Below are 18995 nucleotides of genomic sequence, written 5' to 3'. Positions count from 1 at the left end.
GCAGACCCTGACTGAACATGAGAGGTAACATGAATTCCACAGCCCGCCCCGACAATGTCATGCCCGAAAATCAGGCTGTTCTGCATATTTTATGCGGGAAAATAGCCTCCGGAAAATCCACCCTGTCCCGCAATCTGGCAAGCCCGCACTGCACGGTAGTGCTGAGTGAAGACACCTGGCTTGCCCATCTTTATCAGGATGAGATGCACACCGTGGCGGATTATCTGCGCTGCGCCGCCAGACTCAGGCAAGCCATTGCGCCTCATGCCATTTCCCTGCTCAAAGCCGGTGTCTCGGTCGTGCTGGATTTCCCGGCCAATACGGTGGCAAACCGCGAGTGGATGATGAGCCTCATCACGGCGTCAGGCGCAGACCACCGCCTGCATTATCTGAACGTGCCGGAAGACGAGTGTAAAGCCCGGCTGCGGGTACGCAATCAGGCCGGAACGCACCCGTTTAGCGTCACCGATGAGCAGTTTGAGCTGATATCCCGTCACTTTGTTGCGCCGCAACCGGAAGAAGGTTTTAACGTAATCATCCACGCTTAGCGCCGCCATTATTCAGCCGGGCGGGGAAGAGGATTATTGTAGGGTTGTATCGTTTCAGCTATGGTTCGAGAAGATTTAAATACCCTATCAGGAGAAAATAATGAGTCGGGAAATCAATAAAGACACGCAGTTGTGTATGTCCCTTTCCGGTCGTCCGGGAAATTTCGGTACCCGTTTTCATAACAGCCTGTATCAGGCGCTAGACCTGAACTTCGTCTATAAAGCCTTTTCCACCAAAGACATCGAAGCCGCTGTCAAAGGCGTGCGTGCGCTGGGCATCCGCGGCTGCGCGGTATCGATGCCGTTTAAAGAAGCCTGCATTCCTTTCCTTGATGAACTCGATCCTTCTGCCACCGCCATTCAGTCGGTGAATACCATCGTCAATGACGAGGGTTTCCTGCGCGCTTACAACACCGATTACATTGCGGTCGCTAAACTGCTCGACAGCCACAAAGTCCCGCGTGATGCCGTTTTCGCACTGCGCGGCAGCGGTGGCATGGGCAAAGCGGTGGTTGCCGCCATCCGTGATGCCGGTTTCAAAAAGGGCTACATTATTGCCCGTAATGAAGCCAATGGCCGCGCCCTGGCAGAAGAATACGGTTACGAATGGCAAGCAGAAGTCGGCGATTTGGCCGTCGATATGGTGGTGAACGTCACGCCAATCGGCATGGCCGGTGGCCCGGAAGTGGATTCACTGGCCTTCGAACCGGCGGTGATCGACCGCGCCAGCATCGTCTTTGACGTTGTTGCCTTACCGGCAGAAACGCCGCTGATCCGTTATGGTCGCGATCACGATAAGAAGGTGATCACCGGCGCGGAAGTCGCGACATTACAGGCCGTCGAGCAATTCGTCCTGTATACCGGCGTGCGCCCGTCAGATGAACAGATTGAAGCGGCAGCGGTACATGCGCGCAGTTAACCCCGCGTGATAAATACAAAAAGCCTCTCAGACGAGAGGCTTTTTTAATGGTGTGGATCCACCCTGCGATCAGCGCACCAGACACGGCCTTTTCGGATCAAACTTCCAGTCTGGCACCAGGAACTGCATGCCCTGCGCATCATCACGCGCCCCGAGGCCCATGCCTTTGTAGAGTTCGTGGGCCTTCATCACCTGATCCATATCCAGCTCAACGCCCAGACCCGGTTGTTCCGGCACCCGCACTTTGCCGCCTTTGATCTGCAACGGCTCTTTGGTCAGGCGCTGATTGCCTTCCTGCCAGATCCAGTGCGTGTCGATGGCCGTGATCTTGCCCGGTGCCGCAGCGGCCACCTGGGTAAACATCGCCAGCGAGATATCAAAATGATTGTTGGAATGCGAGCCCCAGGTCAGACCCCATTCGTGACACATTTGTGCCACGCGCACTGACCCCTGCATGGTCCAGAAATGCGGATCCGCCAGCGGGATATCTACCGATTTCAGCTGGATGGTATGGCCCATCTGACGCCAGTCGGTAGCTATCATATTCGTCGCCGTCGGCAGGCCGGTCGCCTGACGGAATTCCGCCATCACTTCGCGCCCGGAGAAGCCCTGCTCTGCGCCGCATGGATCTTCGGCATACGCCAGCACACCGCGCAGTTGTTTACCGAGCGCGATGGCTTCATTCAGCGACCAGGCACCGTTCGGATCGAGCGTGATCCGTGCCTGCGGGAAGCGTTGCGCCAGCGCCGTCACGGCTTCCGCTTCTTCGCTGCCCGCCAGCACGCCGCCTTTGAGTTTGAAATCATTGAAGCCATATTTTTCGTACGCGGCTTCCGCCAGCCGCACTACCGCCGCGGGTGTCAGCGCTTCTTCGTGGCGCAGGCGATACCAGTCGCAGCCCTCACCCGGCTGGCTCTGATAGCCCAGCGACGTTTTATTGCGGTCACCGACGTAGAACAGATAACCGAGCATCTCGACTTCATCACGCTGCTGACCGTCGCCGAGCAACGACGCCACGGTCACGCCCAGATGCTTGCCGAGCAGATCCAGCATCGCCGCTTCAATGGCGGTGACCACGTGGATAGTGGTACGCAAATCAAAAGTCTGTAATCCACGACCGGAGGCATCGCGATCGGCGAATTTCTCCCGCACCGCAGTCATCACGTTTTTGTATTCGCCCAGCGTTTTGCCGATCACCAGCAGCGCGGCATCGTCCAGCGTCTGGCGGATTTTCTCGCCGCCCGGCACTTCACCGACGCCGGTGTTGCCGCTGCTGTCTTTGAGGATCAGGATGTTACGGGTGAAAAACGGCGCGTGCGCACCGCTGAGGTTAAGCAACATGCTGTCGTGCCCGGCCACCGGGATGACCTGCATGGAGACAATTTTAGGTGCAGATGAAGAGGTCATGCTTACTCCTTAGTGAATTCAGATTCCGTTAACCGCGCCCCATTGCCGGGCGCTTACGATCGAATGTCCAGCCGGGGATCAGATACTGCATCGCGGCGGCATCGTTGCGCGCCCCGCTCGGCAGCGTCTTGTGCAACGCGTGGGCGCGATGGATCTGATCCATGTCGATCTCCACGCCCAGCCCCGGTTTTTCCGGCACTTTGATTTTTCCGTTGACGATCTGCAGCGGCTCTTTGGTCAGGCGCTGATTGCCTTCCTGCCAGATCCAGTGCGTATCGATGGCCGTGGGTTTACCCGGTGCAGCAGCACCGACGTGGGTAAACATCGCCAGAGAAATGTCGAAATGATTGTTGGAATGGCAGCCCCAGGTCAGGCCCCAGTCGTCACACAGCTGGGCGACGCGCACCGCACCGTGCATGGTCCAAAAATGCGGATCCGCCAGCGGAATATCCACCGACTGCAACATCACCGCGTGCTGCATCTCACGCCAGTTGGTGGCGATCATATTGGTGGCGACCGGCAAACCGGTGGCGCGGCGGAACTCCGCCATCACTTCGCGCCCCGAGAAGCCTTGCTCCGCGCCGCACGGATCTTCCGCATAGCTGAGGATCCCGTGCAGGTCTTTGCATAAATCAATGGCTTCATCCAGCAGCCACGCCCCGTTGGGATCAACGGTGATACGTGCATCCGGAAAACGTTTTGCCAGCGCTTTTACCGCGTCGATCTCCTGCTCGCCCGGCAGCACGCCGCCTTTGAGTTTAAAATCCTTAAAGCCATAACGATCCTGCGCCGCCTCGGCCAGCCGCACTACCGCCTCGCTGCTCATCGCTTCCTGATGGCGCAGGCGATACCAGTCGTGGCTGCCGCGTTCTCCTTCCTGATACGGCAAATCGGTTTTCTGACGGTCGCCGATGTAGAACAGGTAACCGAGCACCGTCACTTCATCACGCTGTTTGCCCGGCCCGAGGAGTTCGCACACCGGCACGCCGAGAAACTTGCCCATCAGATCCAGCAGGGCCGCTTCCAGCGCGGCAACGGCGTTGACCCGCAGCTCAAATGTCCAGGCACCTTTGCCGAAAGAATCAAAATCCGATGACTGATTGCCGGTGTGAATCTGATGCACCAGGCGGTTCATCCGCGCCACTTCCTGGCCTTTGACCTGGGAAACCGCCTCCATCAGCGTGTTGTAAATCACTTCTCCGCCCGGCGCTTCGCCCACGCCGGTATTCCCGGCGCTGTCTTTGAGGATCACGATATTGCGGGTGAAGTAAGCGCCATGTGCGCCACCGATATTCATCAACATACTGTCGTGCCCTGCCACAGGGATCACCTGCATGTCAGTGATGATCGGCGAGGATTGCGTATTCATCATGTGTCTCCTTTTCTGTGCCGGGGATCAGAACGGGCGTAGCTGGATGCGTTCGATTTTGCCGACGATAAATACATAGCTCACGACCGCCAGCAGTGCGTGGATCCCGACGTAAATCAATGCGCCGTTGAAGGATCCTGTCGTGCCGATGATGTAACCGATAGCGATTGGCGTCACGATGCCGGAAACGTTGCCGAACATGTTGAACAGCCCGCCGCTCAGCCCGCTGATCTCTTTCGGTGCGGTGTCAGCCATTACCGCCCAGCCCAGTGCACCCAGACCTTTGCCGAAGAAGGCGAAGGCCATAATGCCAACCACCATCCACTCGGTATCGACGTAGTTACAGGCAATCATCGACATCGACAGCAGCATGCCAACCACAATCGGCACCTTGCGCGACAGCGTCAGGTTGCTGGTTCTGCGCATCAGCCAGTCGGAAATGATCCCGCCGAGCACTCCGCCGAGGAAACCACAGATCGCCGGAACCGACGCCACCATGCCGGCTTTAAGAATCGACATGCCGCGCGCCTGCACCAGATATACCGGGAACCAGGTGATGAAGAAGTAGGTCAGCGCGTTGATGCAATACTGGCCGATGTAGATACCAATCATCATGCGCGACTTCATTAATTGCTTAATCTGGAAGAGTTTTTCGCCTTTGACGGCGGCTTTTTTAGTGGTTTTCTGATCCATATTGATCAGCGCGCCACCGGCTTCCATGTAATCGAGTTCGGCCTGGTTGACGCCCGGATGATCTTTCGGATCGTGGATCACTTTCAGCCAGATAAAGCTCAGGATGATCCCAAGCCCACCCATAAAGAAGAACACGTGTGACCAGCCCACTTCGTGGGTCAACCAGCCCATGATTGGCGCGAAAATGACGGTGGCAAAATACTGTGCGGAGTTAAAAATCGAGACGGCAGTGCCGCGTTCCTGCGCCGGAAACCAGGCGGCAACGATGCGGCTGTTGCCCGGAAAAGACGGCGCTTCCGCGAGCCCTACCAGGAAACGTAAAGCGAACAGGGAAACCACAATGCCAAAGCCGCTGAATACATCGACAAAGCCCTGAAGTAAGGTAAATAAAGACCAAATAAAAATACTGTAGAAATAAACTTTCTTGGAACCAAATTTATCCAGCAACCATCCGCCGGGTATTTGCCCAATAACATAGGCCCAGGAAAATGCAGAGAAAATATAGCCCATGCCGACAGAATCCAGGCCAATATCTTTCGCCATTGCCGAACCGGCAATAGATAATGTCGCACGGTCGCCGTAATTAAATGAGGTGACAATAAATAACATCACCACTATCCAGTAGCGCGCATTCGTTCTTTTTTTTACGGCACTGGCTGATGAAACGATTGTTTCCATGGTGTTCTCCGGAATTAATGACAATGCCTCGACCCGAAGGGCAAGCCATTCCTCCGCACGACAGAACTGTAGGGTTCAGAGAGGAAGGAACATTGCCAGTATAAGAACAACCCGTGACCAACTCATTAGGCAAAATGCCAGGCATCAGCGCATATTTGCATTTATCTTGAGGCGAATGCCCAGCGCCATGCGAGTTGTTTCACAAAAAATGAAACGGCTGTGATGAGCATCACACCGATAAAAAAAGCGAAAAGATAAACCATCCTGAAAATACCCTCAGGGAGAATACTTTCAGAACGGAATAATATTTAAATCTGATCATTATCTAATTGCAGCGCCACATACAGCAGGAGACGGTCGTCGAAATTTCCTAAATCTAATCCGGTTAATTCCGAGATGCGGTTGAGGCGATATTCCAGTGTATTACGGTGAATATATAACGCTTTCGACGTGGCTGTCGGCTGGACGTTATTATGGAACCACGACGCCAGGGTGCGCCGGAGTAAACCGTTGCTGTCGGTGGCTTTTAAACGCGCCAGCGGACGCACCAGTTCGTCGGCCTGCCAGCCGCCGCGCAGGCTGTCGAGCAGCACGGGTAAGATCAGATCCTGATAGAAGTAACAGCGCTGTTCCGGCATCCGCTGTTTGCCGACCGTCATGGTGGTGCGCGCTGTGCGGTATGAACGCGCGATACTGCCGGGGCCGGTGAAGAAGTTGCCGAGAGAAATACGCACACGCAGGCGCCCGGTTTCGGTCATGCGGGACAAAAGATGATCGATGCGCTGGCGGTGACCGTCCGGATCCCAGCGATCATAGCTGTTGAGCGCTGGTTTCAGCACCACCATTTCGGTCAGGGACACGATCGCGATCAGGTTGTCGCGCTCCGGCGTGGTCAGCAAGGTTTGCAGCTGTTGCAGTTCGGCCATCGCCGAATCCACGCCCAGCTGTCCGCTGTCCACTTCAACCACCGCCGCCACCCGTGGACGGTTCAAATCAATACCAAGACGCTGCGCCCACTCTTTCAATGCCGGAGAAAGTTCGTCCACCCGGATAAGATTAAGCACCAGCTCTTCGCGCAAGCGGCTGTCCTGCGCCAGCATGTGCAGCAAACGCGCCTGTTCGAGCATCATTTCGGCAGTCATGCACACCAGTTCACCGTACTGACGCAGCTGTAACGGGTTACCAGTCAGGCCGATCACACCGACAATCTGGCCGTCAATGCGCAGGGGTAAGTTGATGCCCGGACGCACTCCGTGCAAATGCCGTGCGACGCCTTCATCAATATCGACAATGCGTTCCTGTGAAATGGCCAGCAAAGCACCTTCGTGCAATTCGCCAAGACGCTGATCGTCGCCGCTGCCAATGATTTTTCCACGGCCATCCATGACATTCACATTACTATCAATAATTTGCATCGTGCGGGCAACAATTTGCTGCGCCAGTTTTGCATCGAGATGATACGCCGACATGGGATTCCTGCCTTGCCTGTTCTTGTTAGTTTGACCAGCATACTCAGTCGCCGTCAGCCAGACATTATGCAAATGCCCAAAGAGCAGGAGAACCCGTTGAAGTTGCGGGGAAAGTCACAGTTTTATGCACCTGCACAGAGACGCGCAGGACCGAAGATGAGAGGCGGGGGCAAAGCAGAAACAAAAAAGGCACGCCGGAGCGTGCCTTATCATTTCACGGAGGAAGGATTATTGGGCTAACAGGTAAATTGAGGTGTCACCACGTAATATATCCAGCGCCAGCACCGAAGGTTTGGTGTCGAGGATTTTACGCAGTTCGCCCAGATTAGCGACTTTCTGCTGGTTAACACCCAGGATCACATCGCCTTTTTTCAGGCCGATACGGGCCGCGGTGGAACCGGCTTTCACTTCGTCCACTTTCACGCCTTTCTTATCGGCAGCGGCATTGTTACTCAGCTCAGCGCCTTCAATACCGGTATAGATATTGCCGGATTCGACTTTCGCGGTCTGCGTGCTTTGCTCAATGGTCACATCGACGTTCACCGGTTTACCGTCGCGCAGCAGGCCGAGGGTCACTTTGGTGCCGATTGGCATGGTGCCGATATCTGCACGGAACGACGCAAAGCTGCTGATCGGTTTACCGTTCATGCTCAGGATCACGTCACCGGCTTTGATGCCCGCTTTTTCTGCCGCAGACTTCGGCATCACCTGGCTGATGAACGCGCCGCGCTGTGCGTCAACTTTCATCGCTTTCGCCAGCTCGGAGTTCAGCTCAGTCCCCATGATGCCGAGTTCGCCACGTTTCACCTGGCCGTATTCGATCATCTGTTTGGACAAGTTCTGCACCATGTTGCTTGGGATCGCAAAACCGATACCGATGTTGCCGCCGTCCGGCGCCAGGATCGCAGTGTTCAGACCGATCAGTTCGCCGTTCAGGTTAACCAGTGCGCCGCCGGAGTTACCACGGTTGATCGCCGCATCCGTCTGGATAAAGTTCTCGTAGTTTTCGATGTTTAGACCAGAACGACCCAGCGCAGAAACGATGCCGGACGTGACGGTTTCACCCAGACCATACGGGTTACCGATGGCCACGGTGTAATCACCGACGCGCAACTGACCGGAGTCGGCCATTTTAATGACGGTCAGGTTTTTAGCATCCTGCAGCTGAATAACCGCGATGTCAGAACGTGGATCTTTGCCGATCACTTTGGCATCAAATTTACGGCCATCGTTCAGCTGAACGCTGATTTTGGTGGCGTTATCAACCACGTGGTTGTTGGTCACGACATAGCCTTTAGCGGCATCAATGATGACGCCGGAACCCAGAGCGCGGAAATCTTCTTTCTGCTCAGGCGCTTGCTGCTGGCCTTCCTGACCGCCACCCTGACAAACAGGTGAACCCTGGAACGGCGAGCCGTCCTGGCACAGCGGCGAGTTCTGACCAAAGAATTGCTGGAACTGCTGGCCCATACGCGGCGTCTTGGACGGGGCGCTGCCTTCAACGTTCACGCTCACCACGGAGGGCATGACTTTTTCCAGCATAGGCGCCAGGCTTGGAAGCTGTGACGTGCTGGAAGAGGCTGTTTCAGCAGCCAGTGCAGAAGAAACCGGGGCCATTGCCATACCGATACTTAACGCTAATGCGCTCAGGAATAAACTCGATTTTTTCATTTTCAGGATCTCTTAAAATTATTGTGGCAACCAAAATAGTTGCATTGCTTGGTAGTCGTGATACTGAGATGTAATTAATAGCGCGAAGTTCATCAGGGTCGATCGGTTAATAGTAAAAAAGTATTGTCGATATTTACAAAAGATGGTTTTTCAGACAGATTCGTAAAGAAGAATAAAGAAGTCTTCCTTTTTGATGTGAATGATAATTACTCTGCGGCCATCAGGCGGCGATATTCATCATACGCATAGAGATCGGTCATCCCGCTGATATAATCCTGTAACATTCTTGCCCGGTAATAAAACTCCAGCGCCGCAAACACTTTCTCCGGTTTGCCCTCCAGCCCCACCACTGCATTGGTATAGGCTAAACGATGCTTGGCCGATATTTTATGCAAAAGCCGGGTTTCAATCGGATATGCACGGTGCGTATCTTCCTGATCCAGCTGAGTAAAATCTTTCAAAGACATATCGAGAAGCGGGCTGTAAATATCCAGCAAACCGCTGATGACCCGGTAACCCTGTAATTCCAGCTCTTCCACTTCCGGGTGATTGAATACCTGTTTGAAGGCCACGCGTTTATAAATTTCCAGCAAGCGATTTGCCTGACTGTCATCTTCCAGCAGCGCATGGTTAAAGGTGCCTTCATAAATTTCCTGCACGTTTTCAATGAATCTTCGCGCCGCGTGGGGCACCAGTTGTTTCACCGTTTGTACCCGCAGCTCCATAAAGAAATAATCCACCGGATTACGGAACGTTTTGGCTTTATCCATTTTTTCATAGGCGGTGCGCACCACTTTATCGAAGAAATCGCCCTTTTCGATCTCCCCCCATTCGCGACAAAGATAGGCGTACAACTGTTCAACGCTGAAAATGTTCTTTTCTACCGCATCTTCTAAGTCGGCGATGCAATAGGAGATGTCATCTGCCGCTTCCATGATGTACGTCAGCGGAAAACGATTGAACTCGCCCAGCCCCAGCTCGCTGCGCAGACGCTGGATAAACGGCTCTTCCGCCAGATAAAAACCGGGCTTTTTCATCAGATAATCATGTGAAGGCAATTTTTCAGTGGAATAGGCCGGGCGGGTGTATTTCAGGATGCAGGCGGTCTGGCTGTAGGTCAGGTTGAGTTTAAGCAGGGTATACACCAGACGGATCGCCTGGGCGTTGCCTTCAAAATTGGAAAGATCGTAGCGGATTTTACTGCGCAGTTCATTGAGCGGTTCGGCGCTCTTTTCCAGACGCAGACAGCCGATAGTGCAGGCATCCGTCAGCTGAAATTCTTTGCCGCAGCTGGCGGTATCCATGCGTTTGCCAAACCAGTTATTGATCGCCGATTCACCAAAATGCCCGAAAGGCGGATTGCCAATGTCATGCATCAGACAGGCCATTTCGACCACACTTTCAAAAGGATCGGTAACCTCCGTCAGCCCGTAGGTGTCCAGCTTTCCTTGCTTGCGCAGACGGTGCAGCACATCTTTGGCGATGTGACGGCCTACCTGCTGAACTTCGAGAGAATGGGTCAGGCGGCTGCGGACGGCGGCGTTTTTCTCCAGCGGAAAAACCTGTGTTTTTTGCTGTAAACGGCGGATCGCGGCGGAGTTGATAATACGGCCACGATCGCTTTCAAACTGACGCACCACATCGTACTCATCCCGCGCCTCAATGGGCGAGCTGAAAGGACGCTGAAAATTGAATTTCGCTTTAAAATCGATCCCGGACATACTTTTCCACCCTTTCAGCCACTCACGCGCCTGGCAGACGCGGAACCCGCATCCCAAACGCATTATCTCTTACCTTTAGCCATGATAGACTATCGCGCATTGTTTTCGGTATTAAAGCGTCAATTCCGCCTCTGCTGCGGCCCATTTCACCCACATCTGCGAGTATTCATATGAAAGTAGGCATCATCGGCGCTATGGAGCAGGAAGTGACTCTGCTGCGCGACAAAATCATTAACCGCAAGACTATCGAACGCGCGGGCTGCGAAATCTATACCGGCCAGTTACACGGCGTGGACGTTGCCCTGCTGAAATCCGGCATCGGTAAAGTGTCGGCGGCGATGGGTACCACGTTGCTGCTCGAGCATTGCCAGCCAGACGTCGTCATCAATACCGGTTCCGCCGGTGGCCTGGCGAAAACCCTGAAAGTGGGCGATATCGTGGTGTCTGACGAAGTGCGTTATCACGACGCCGACGTGACCGCTTTCGGTTACGAACCCGGCCAGATGGCAGGCTGCCCGGCGGCGTTCAAAGCCGATCCGGCGCTGATCGAACTGGCTGAAACCTGTATCCGTCAGCTGGATCTGAACGCCGTGCGCGGTCTGGTGTGCAGCGGCGACGCATTCATCAACGGTGCCGCCCCGCTGGCCCGCATTCGCGCCACCTTCCCGAATGTGGCAGCCGTCGAAATGGAAGCCGCAGCCATCGGCCACGTGTGTCATCTGTTCGATACGCCATTTGTGGTGGTGCGTGCTATTTCTGATGTCGCCGACGGCGAATCGCACCTGAGCTTCGAAGAGTTTCTGGTCACCGCGGCGCAGCAATCCACCCTGATGGTGGATGCTATGCTCAAAACGCTGGCTGATTCACAAGAGTGATGATGCGCCGGTTCTGTCTGGTTTCGGGGTTTCTGATGCTGCCGTTGATGGCCGCGGCGGCCCCGGCGCAACGGGTGATCACTCTGGCACCTAATTTGACAGAACTGGCGTTTGCCGCCGGTTTGGGCGATAAGCTGGTTGGCGTGAGTGCTTACTCCGACTACCCGCCGCAGGCTGCAAAGATTGAGCAGGTGGCGAACTGGCAGGGCATCAACGTTGAACGCATCGTGACGCTCAAACCTGATCTGGTGCTCGCCTGGCGCGGCGGAAATCCGCAGCGACCGCTGGAGCAGCTGGCTTCGCTGGGTATCAACGTGGTGTATCTCGATCCGCAAAATGCGGCGCAGATTGCCCAGGCGCTGGAACAACTGGCACCCTACAGTGCCGATCCCGCCACCGCGCAGCGCGCTGCCACGGATTTCCGTCAGCAATGGCAGGCGCTTAAGCTGAAATACCACCGCGAGAAACCGGTGCCGGCTTTTATTCAGTTCGGCACACAGCCGCTGTTTACCGCCTCATCGGCGACGATGCAAAGTGAAGTACTGGAACTCTGTGGTGCCAAAAACATTTTCGCAGACAGCCGTGTCCCCTGGCCTCAGGTCAGCAGGGAGCAGGTGTTGAACCGTCATCCGCAGGTGATTGTGGTTGCGGGCGGTCCATCACAAAAGCAGGTTATTGAAGATTACTGGCGTTCCCTGCTCAGCGCACAGGTCATTACGCTGGATTCAGACTGGTTCAGCCGCGCAGGCCCGCGAATTTTACTGGCAGCACAACAGCTTTGCCCCCGGATTGCGGCTCTGCCTCAGAGGTGAATACTCACTAACAGTACAGTGACTTTCATGCCCCTCGCCGCCATGGCACTTTTCTGAATCGTTGCTTTATTAACCAAAATCAATGAACCGCCACTTTTATCTGTTAGTATGTGCGTCGTCAAATCCTTCGTACGATGACTGCCTTCGCTTTACGATTATCTCTTTGTTATACAAACGAAATAATACAATAACGGTATCTGATACGACGACTCAGCGGCGACGCTCCCGGACGGAAACGTTTTGGATTAAAGACCGCAAAAATAAGACCGATAACCTTAATCAGTCACGCTGATTTTATTGCTCTAAAAATTGAACGACACCAGCAGGAAATAGAAATGAAAGCTTTATTACTCAGTGCGTTACTCGCCCTGAGCCCGCTGGCGGCTGTCGCGGGCATGACAAGTGGCGAGATCCACATCAGTCTGACTATTTTACCTTCATGCCAGGTGAACGCAGCGCATTCGGGCACTTCCGTGATCTGCGCCAACCGCAGCATGAGCCCGCCACATATCAGTGAAACGGTACTGGCAGCAGCGCCCGGCATCAAGGTGGATTCCACGCTGGTGACCGTCGAATGGTAATCCTCTTGTAAGCACTTACTTACCCTGAGTGCCTTTTAGGAGTGGAAATAAGCCCATTAAAAAAGCCCGTCTGCATACACAGACGGGCTTTTTTGATGCTGCTGAAACTCTCAGCCGCGTATCAGATGCTGAATGACGAACCGCAACCGCAGGTTGTCTTGGCATTCGGGTTGGTCACGATAAAACGTGAACCTTCCAGACCTTCGGTGTAATCCACCGAACCGCCCACCAGATATTGCAGGCTCATCGGGTCAACCACCAGCGCCACACCGGCTTTCTCGATGGTCATATCACCGTCGTTGATTTTATCGTCAAACGTAAAACCGTACTGGAATCCGCTGCAACCGCCGCCGGTGATGTAAACACGCAACTTCAGATTCGGATTTTCTTCATCAGAAATTAGGTTCTGCACCTTACGCGCCGCAGCCTCAGTAAACTGTAACGGCAACGCGGTTGTTTCATTCATTAACGCTTCACTCATCATTTCTCACTCCCAATCCGCATTTGTTCAGGCCGCCAGATTGACTGTCTGAATAATGAACTCATTATCTTATACCTGAGTTGATGCTTCAAGTATGGGCATTTTTCGCGGCGCTGTCCTGCTTATTGGTGCTCTCACCCACAGATTCTGCCTGCGCTTTTTCGGCATTTTCGCGTTCCTGCCTCTGTAAGGTGCGGGTCAGGATGGTTGAATACAAGGGCTTACCGCCCAAAAACTGTGCCAGCAGGGTCGCGCCCAGACAGGTGATGATCATGGGTAAAATCAGCTGATAGTTGTCGGTCATTTCCAGCACCAGCACGATGCCGGTCAGCGGCGCCCGCACGCTGGCGGCAAACAGTGCGCCCATTCCGGCAATCGCGAAGGTCGCCGGTTGAATATCGTATTCAGGGAACCAGACCAGCGCGGCGGTACCAAATGCCGTACCCAGCAAGGTGCCGAGCGCTAACATCGGGGCAAATATGCCGCCCGGCGCACCTGAAGCAAAGCAAAGCACCGTGGTCACCACGCGGACAAAAAAGATAAACAGCAGCATCATCAGACCGTATTGCCCTGCCGCCGCCAGCGGGATCAGCGCAAAACCACCGCCCGCCGCTTCTGGCTGAACAAGCCCGATCAGGCCGCAGACGCCGCCCAGCACGCCGCCGATAATCAGGATCTTGCGCAGATTACCGCCGTGGATGCGGGCAAACATATCCTGCGTGCGAAAGATCAGCGCGTTAAAGCTGACGCCGACCACGCCAAATACCATCCCCAGCACCAGAAACAGCCACAGGGTATTCAGCGAAGTATTCGCCAGTTTACCGACCTCTATCACGGCCGTATCACCGTTGAAAATCCGGAAAACGATGCTCGACATAATCACGCCGATAAACACCGCTTTTATAGAAATCAGGCTGTAGCGAAATTGCAGGCGCATCTCTTCGAGAATAAACAGGATACCGGCCAGCGGCGCGTTAAAGGCGGCTGAAAGCCCTGCCGCCGCCCCGGTAGCCAGCAGCGAGTGGCGGGCTTCGGCGCTGCGCAGCCTGAAAATATCCGCCATCATTTTGCCGACGTTTGCGCCCATCTGCACGGTCGGCCCTTCCCTGCCCAACACCATACCGGCGCTCAGCGTGCCTATACCGCCAAAGAATTTCACCGGGATCACCCGCCACCAGCGCACCGGTCGCAACTCTTCCAGCGCACCTTCTATTTCAGGAATGCCGGAGCCGCCCGCTTCCGGCGCGAAACGCCGGACCAGATAATAGCCGGACATCGCCAGCAGGCCTGACACCACAAAGGTCAGCGGCCACATTAAAATCCAGTAATCGCTGAAAATACTGAGGCCCGAAAGCCGCATGGCCATCACCCCGTTCACCGCTTTTTCGAAAGCCACGCCAAGCAGACCGGCAACGGTTCCCACCACGGCAGCAACAATCAGAATTGCGACCGGCGTTTTATCACGGCGCAGGAACATACGCAGCACTTCACTGCGTTTACGCGGGCCATGCGCAGAGGCTGGCTCAGGCATATCAGTGTTTGATTCATTCATCGGATCAGGAGGAATACAGAAAAGGTAATGGAATATTTATGGATTAAATCATACAACATGGCCGCCTGACAGGACTCAGGACAAAATCCGCGACGGTTTACGGTTTGATAACCTCGCGCAGTTCACTAGAATGGGCGCATTGCTATTCCTTATGTCATACAGCATCAAGAAAACCAGGAGCCGAGTAATGAGTAAGTCAGAAAGTCTGTTCACGCAGGCGCAAGCGCTAATCCCGGGCGGTGTGAATTCGCCGGTACGTGCCTTCTCCGGCGTCGGCGGCGTCCCGCTATTCATCGAGCGCGCTGACGGTGCCTTTTTGTTTGATGCCGATGGTAAAGCTTACATCGACTACGTCGGTTCATGGGGTCCGATGGTGCTCGGCCACAACAACGCTGACATTCGCAATGCGGTGATTGAAGCGGCACAGCGCGGCCTGAGCTTTGGTGCGCCAACCGAGATGGAAGTGAAAATGGCCGAACTGGTTACCGGACTGGTGCCAAGTATGGACATGGTGCGCATGGTGAACTCCGGTACCGAAGCCACCATGAGCGCCATTCGTCTTGCCCGCGGCTTTACCCATCGCGATAAAATCATCAAATTCGAAGGCTGCTATCACGGCCACGCCGACTGCCTGCTGGTGAAAGCCGGTTCCGGCGCGCTGACCCTCGGCCAGCCAAATTCTCCGGGCGTACCGGCGGATTTCGCCAAACACACCCTGACGTGCACCTATAACGATCTGGATTCCGTCCGCGCCGCTTTTGAACAGTTCCCGGACGATATCGCCTGTATCATTGTTGAGCCGGTAGCGGGCAACATGAACTGTATCCCGCCACTGCCGGCGTTCCTGCCGGGTCTGCGTGCACTCTGTGATGAATTCGGTGCGCTGCTGATCATCGACGAAGTGATGACCGGTTTCCGCGTCGCGCTCGGCGGTGCTCAGGAATATTACAATGTGGTGCCGGACCTGACCTGTCTGGGCAAAATCATCGGCGGCGGGATGCCGGTCGGCGCATTCGGTGGCCGCCGCGACGTGATGGACGCACTGGCACCGACCGGCCCGGTGTATCAGGCGGGGACGCTTTCCGGTAACCCGATTGCCATGGCGGCCGGTATTGCCTGCCTGACACAGGTCGCACAACCGGGCGTGCATCAGACTCTGAATGAGCGCACCACCCAGCTGGCAGAAGGGTTACTGCATGCGGCGAAAGCGGAAAACATTCCGTTTGTGGTGAACCACGTCGGCGGCATGTTCGGCCTGTTCTTTACCGATGCAGACACCGTGACCTGCTATCAGGACGTGATGAAGTGTGACGTTGAGCGCTTCAAAAAGTTCTTCCACCTGATGCTGGAAGAAGGCGTTTATCTCGCACCTTCCGCCTTCGAAGCAGGCTTCATGTCGCTGGCGCACAGCGAAGAAGATATCCAGCGCACCATCAGCGCGGCACGTCGCTGTTTCGCGAAGCTGTAAGATCCGCTCGCCCCTGTGCAGGGGCGACACTGAAATGTAAAGGGGGCCTTCTGGCCCCTTTTTGTTGCATCAGTCCCGCCGTTATTTCGCCTGTTTTCTCAGCAAATAGATAAAGTACGGCGCACCGATGAAGGTCGCGAGCAGCCCTGCCGGGATCTGGTTCGGGAACAGGAACATCCGGCCGCACCAGTCGGCGAACACCATCAGCAAGCCACCGAGAATACTGGCGACCATCCACTGCGGCATCGCCCGACGAAAGCCCATCATGCGTGCCATGTGCGGTGCCATCAGCCCGATAAAACTCAGCGGCCCGACGGTCAGCGTGGCGGCGGCTGTCATAATTGCGGCCAGCATCAGGATCGCCATGCGGCTTGGCGTCAGCGCCATTCCGACAGACTTCGCGGTCACACTGCCGAGCGGCAGAATATTGACCCAGCGGCGCAGGAACGGCACCAGCATCATCAGCACCGCAGCCAGCACCAGCGTTCGCCATGCGGTATCAGAAGTCACGGAATAGGTTGAACCGGAAATCCAGGTCAGCAGGCCCCCCATACGCGGATCACCGCTGGCGAGTAACAGCGTCAGCAGCGTGCTGAACGCGGTGCTCAGCGCGATACCGGTCAGCAGCATCCGCTCGGCGGAGAAGCTGCGTAAACCGGAGGCGAGCATGATCACCAGCAGGGTGATCGCCGCACCGGCACTGCCCGCGGGCAGCAACCAGACAAAGGCATCACCGGGCACAATAAACATCATCAGCACCACACCGAATGCCGCACCGGAACTTATCCCCAGCACTTCGGGGCTGGCCATCGCGTTGCCGGTCAGTTTCTGAATCAGCACGCCTGAAGACGCCAGCATAATTCCCGCCGCCAGCGCCGCCATCACCCGCGGCATCCGCCACGGCAGCAGCGCCTGTAAATCTGCGCCCGTCGACCAGCTCCAGCCCGTGGCATTGCGCCCGGCCATCAGCGCGACGGCCAGCCCCGCCAGTAACACCAGCAGCGCAAGCGACACCCAGCGCACCAGATGCTGACGCTCATCGGGCACGTTGTCGCCCTGATCCATCGGTGGCGGCATCATGCTGTGACGCAGCCGCGGCAACAGCCACAGCAGCAACGGCGCGCCGACCAGCGCGGTGGCTGCACCGGTCGGTATTTCCATCCAGTATTGTGTCAGCCACTGCATCACCTGATCGGTGAACCACAGCAGCAGCGCACCGATCACCGGCGCCATGACCAGCCGCGAAAACAGGCGACGTGCGCCGAGCATTTTCGCCAGCAACGGCGCAAATAAACCGATAAAGCCAATCATGCCTACGGCGTTAACCAGCTGGGCGCTCATCAGGATCGCCAGCGCCAGCACCGCGAGGCGGGCAGCGGATAATCCCAGACCGAGATTTTTTGCCACACCGTCATCCAGACCCAGTAAGGTCATCGGACGTTGCAACAGGAAGGCCAGCAGCCAGACGATGATCACGCGCGGCAACAGGAACGAAGCGATATTCCAGTCCTGCTGGTTCAGCGCCCCGCTGCTCCACATATACAAACTTTGCAGGCGCTGATAGTTGAACAGCCCCAGCAGGCCATTGACCGCACCGCAATACAAACCGAGCACCAGCCCGGCGAGGATCAGCGTCACCGGCGAAAGTCGTTTACCCCAGGCGATCCCGAAGACCAGCACGCCGATCACCACCGCGCCAAGCATGGCGGCGAACTGCTGGGTGATAAGCCCCCCCGGCAGCGCCCACAGCGTGGCAATGGTCAGACCGAGCTGCGCACCGGCAGAAACACCGAGCGTCGCCGGTTCTGCCAGCGGATTGCGCAGAACCTGCTGAAACAGTAAACCAACCAGCCCCAGACCGGCACCGGCCAGCAGTGCGACGGCAATACGCGGCAGCGAGCTGTAATGGAACAGCATCTGCTGAACATCATCGATGTCCGGCTGCCACAACGCGCTGCGCCACTGGTGATAAGGCAATTGCTGATGGAGGTTGTAAACACTGAGCAGACCTGCCGCCAGCGTCAGCAGAATCAAAAATATCAGCGAAACGCTGAGTGCGCGGCGGTTCATACCGGTTTCCCCAGAGTGCTGTTAAGAATGCGGCAAAAATGCATGGCGCTAAACGTTGCACCGTAAAACCAGACCGCGGGCACCACGGTGAACTGATTACTGCGAACGAACGGCATCGATTTCCACAAAGGCGTGGGCGCAACGGCGTCCATGATGTCGGCGCTGCCGTGATCAAAACACAGCACGCGGGCATTTTTGATGGCCGCCAGACGTTCGATCCCGACAGACACGCTGCCCCAGAAGCTGCCTTCGCCCTGCCAGGCATTGGTCAGCCCGACCTCCTCCATCACTTCCTGGAACAGGCTTCCCTGGCCGAACACCAGCACATGGCGGGTGTCGATAAAGGTGATTAACAGCACCGGCTGAGCGGCGACCGGTTTCATCAGCTCGCGGGTTTTCGCCAGTTGCTGGTGATAGAGCTGCAAATGCTGTTCCGCGCGTTCCGGCAAACCGAGATAATCCGCCAGTTTGTGCAGGGAACGGATCGCCAGTTGCAGAGGTTTGGCGCTGCCGTCGTTGGCTTTCACATCCACCACCGGCGCGATGGATTCCAGCTGGCTGGTTTTCGGGCCGTAGCCCTGAGTCACCACAAGCAGAGACGGCTTAAGTTGCTGGATAAACTCCATATTGGGTTCAGTGCGCTGCCCCACGTCAATGACCGTCGGCGCCAGCTTTGGCTCT

General features: G+C 55.9%; 16 protein-coding genes. 6 read left to right on the top strand and 10 right to left on the bottom strand.

Annotated features, from left to right (window positions below):
• The first annotated feature begins 29 nt into the window (after nt 1-29).
• On the top strand, nt 30-548 hold the full coding sequence (locus tag ED901_RS14580) for an ATP-binding protein (RefSeq protein WP_240993935.1): 519 nt from the start codon (nt 30-32) through the stop codon (nt 546-548).
• 100 nt (nt 549-648) lie between these two features.
• A complete protein-coding gene (locus tag ED901_RS14575; RefSeq protein ID WP_122096324.1) occupies nt 649-1467 on the top strand; it encodes a shikimate 5-dehydrogenase in 819 nt (272 codons plus the stop codon).
• A 69-nt stretch (nt 1468-1536) separates the two neighbouring features.
• Here ED901_RS14575 and gudD read toward each other — a convergent pair whose 3' ends face one another.
• The 6 genes from gudD to dgt form a co-directional block, all read right to left on the bottom strand.
• A complete protein-coding gene (gudD, locus tag ED901_RS14570) occupies nt 1537-2874 on the bottom strand; it encodes a glucarate dehydratase (RefSeq protein WP_122096323.1) in 1338 nt (445 codons plus the stop codon).
• Nucleotides 2875-2902: 28 nt separating this feature from the next.
• A complete protein-coding gene (locus ED901_RS14565; RefSeq protein WP_205965106.1) occupies nt 2903-4246 on the bottom strand; it encodes an enolase C-terminal domain-like protein in 1344 nt (447 codons plus the stop codon).
• Nucleotides 4247-4270: 24 nt separating this feature from the next.
• Nucleotides 4271-5614 carry an MFS transporter gene (locus ED901_RS14560; protein WP_056774815.1) on the bottom strand — a complete coding sequence of 448 codons (1344 nt, stop codon included), beginning with the start codon at nt 5612-5614 and terminating at the stop codon, nt 4271-4273.
• A gap of 308 nt (nt 5615-5922) precedes the next feature.
• Entirely contained in the window at nt 5923-7083 is a 1161-nt protein-coding gene (locus ED901_RS14555) for a CdaR family transcriptional regulator (protein ID WP_056774812.1), read from the bottom strand.
• Between the two features lie 228 nt (nt 7084-7311).
• Nucleotides 7312-8754 (bottom strand): serine endoprotease DegP, encoded by a 1443-nt coding sequence (degP, locus tag ED901_RS14550; protein ID WP_122096321.1) that lies wholly within the window; start codon nt 8752-8754, stop codon nt 7312-7314.
• A gap of 206 nt (nt 8755-8960) precedes the next feature.
• Nucleotides 8961-10475: a dGTPase gene (gene dgt / locus ED901_RS14545; RefSeq protein WP_056774931.1), complete on the bottom strand. Its 1515-nt coding sequence runs from the start codon at nt 10473-10475 to the stop codon at nt 8961-8963.
• A gap of 170 nt (nt 10476-10645) precedes the next feature.
• Here dgt and mtnN point away from each other — a divergent pair, with 170 nt between their 5' ends.
• The 3 genes from mtnN to ED901_RS14530 all read left to right on the top strand — a co-directional run bounded on the left by mtnN (nt 10646) and on the right by ED901_RS14530 (nt 12743).
• Complete coding sequence (gene mtnN / locus ED901_RS14540; RefSeq protein ID WP_122096320.1) at nt 10646-11350, top strand: 5'-methylthioadenosine/S-adenosylhomocysteine nucleosidase; 705 nt, start codon at nt 10646-10648, stop codon at nt 11348-11350.
• On the top strand, nt 11350-12162 hold the full coding sequence (gene btuF / locus ED901_RS14535) for a vitamin B12 ABC transporter substrate-binding protein BtuF (RefSeq protein ID WP_122096319.1): 813 nt from the start codon (nt 11350-11352) through the stop codon (nt 12160-12162). Before mtnN ends, btuF begins: the two co-directional genes overlap by 1 nt.
• A gap of 335 nt (nt 12163-12497) precedes the next feature.
• The gene (locus ED901_RS14530; RefSeq protein ID WP_056774795.1) at nt 12498-12743 is read left to right on the top strand and encodes a hypothetical protein; all 246 of its coding nucleotides are present in this window, start codon (nt 12498-12500) and stop codon (nt 12741-12743) included.
• A gap of 121 nt (nt 12744-12864) precedes the next feature.
• Here the strand turns inward: ED901_RS14530 and erpA are convergent, their stop codons facing one another.
• Together erpA and clcA are read right to left on the bottom strand one after the other, a co-directional pair.
• Nucleotides 12865-13209, bottom strand: a complete 345-nt coding sequence (erpA, locus tag ED901_RS14525) for an iron-sulfur cluster insertion protein ErpA (protein WP_056774928.1) — start codon at nt 13207-13209, stop codon at nt 12865-12867.
• 103 nt (nt 13210-13312) lie between these two features.
• Nucleotides 13313-14776 carry a H(+)/Cl(-) exchange transporter ClcA gene (gene clcA / locus ED901_RS14520; RefSeq protein ID WP_056774792.1) on the bottom strand — a complete coding sequence of 488 codons (1464 nt, stop codon included), beginning with the start codon at nt 14774-14776 and terminating at the stop codon, nt 13313-13315.
• A gap of 187 nt (nt 14777-14963) precedes the next feature.
• On the opposite strand from clcA, the gene hemL reads away from it, so the two are divergent.
• Nucleotides 14964-16244, top strand: a complete 1281-nt coding sequence (hemL, locus tag ED901_RS14515; RefSeq protein ID WP_122096318.1) for a glutamate-1-semialdehyde 2,1-aminomutase — start codon at nt 14964-14966, stop codon at nt 16242-16244.
• Nucleotides 16245-16325: 81 nt separating this feature from the next.
• Here the strand turns inward: hemL and fhuB are convergent, their stop codons facing one another.
• The gene (gene fhuB, locus ED901_RS14510; RefSeq protein ID WP_122096317.1) at nt 16326-18314 is read right to left on the bottom strand and encodes a Fe(3+)-hydroxamate ABC transporter permease FhuB; all 1989 of its coding nucleotides are present in this window, start codon (nt 18312-18314) and stop codon (nt 16326-16328) included.
• On the bottom strand, nt 18311-18995 hold a 685-nt coding region (fhuD, locus tag ED901_RS14505), incomplete at its 5' end, for a Fe(3+)-hydroxamate ABC transporter substrate-binding protein FhuD (RefSeq protein WP_122096316.1). The genes fhuD and fhuB, both read right to left, overlap by 4 nt.

The organism is Rahnella sp. Larv3_ips (genome assembly GCF_003697865.1).
GTDB lineage: Bacteria > Pseudomonadota > Gammaproteobacteria > Enterobacterales > Enterobacteriaceae > Rahnella > Rahnella rivi.
This window is presented reverse-complemented; position numbering and strand designations above follow the sequence as displayed.

Bases quoted from the DNA above. Each gene is read 5' to 3' on its own strand.
- ED901_RS14565 (WP_205965106.1), bottom strand. From the start codon at position 4,246: ATGATGAATACGCAATCCTCGCCGATCATCACTGACATGCAGGTGATC.
- clcA (WP_056774792.1), bottom strand. From the start codon at position 14,776: ATGAATGAATCAAACACTGATATGCCTGAGCCAGCCTCTGCGCATGGC.
- ED901_RS14575 (WP_122096324.1), top strand. From the start codon at position 649: ATGAGTCGGGAAATCAATAAAGACACGCAGTTGTGTATGTCCCTTTCC.
- ED901_RS14580 (WP_240993935.1), top strand. From the start codon at position 30: ATGAATTCCACAGCCCGCCCCGACAATGTCATGCCCGAAAATCAGGCT.
- btuF (WP_122096319.1), top strand. From the start codon at position 11,350: ATGATGCGCCGGTTCTGTCTGGTTTCGGGGTTTCTGATGCTGCCGTTG.
- ED901_RS14560 (WP_056774815.1), bottom strand. From the start codon at position 5,614: ATGGAAACAATCGTTTCATCAGCCAGTGCCGTAAAAAAAAGAACGAAT.
- mtnN (WP_122096320.1), top strand. From the start codon at position 10,646: ATGAAAGTAGGCATCATCGGCGCTATGGAGCAGGAAGTGACTCTGCTG.
- erpA (WP_056774928.1), bottom strand. From the start codon at position 13,209: ATGAATGAAACAACCGCGTTGCCGTTACAGTTTACTGAGGCTGCGGCG.
- ED901_RS14530 (WP_056774795.1), top strand. From the start codon at position 12,498: ATGAAAGCTTTATTACTCAGTGCGTTACTCGCCCTGAGCCCGCTGGCG.
- degP (WP_122096321.1), bottom strand. From the start codon at position 8,754: ATGAAAAAATCGAGTTTATTCCTGAGCGCATTAGCGTTAAGTATCGGT.
- gudD (WP_122096323.1), bottom strand. From the start codon at position 2,874: ATGACCTCTTCATCTGCACCTAAAATTGTCTCCATGCAGGTCATCCCG.
- dgt (WP_056774931.1), bottom strand. From the start codon at position 10,475: ATGTCCGGGATCGATTTTAAAGCGAAATTCAATTTTCAGCGTCCTTTC.
- hemL (WP_122096318.1), top strand. From the start codon at position 14,964: ATGAGTAAGTCAGAAAGTCTGTTCACGCAGGCGCAAGCGCTAATCCCG.
- ED901_RS14555 (WP_056774812.1), bottom strand. From the start codon at position 7,083: ATGTCGGCGTATCATCTCGATGCAAAACTGGCGCAGCAAATTGTTGCC.
- fhuB (WP_122096317.1), bottom strand. From the start codon at position 18,314: ATGAACCGCCGCGCACTCAGCGTTTCGCTGATATTTTTGATTCTGCTG.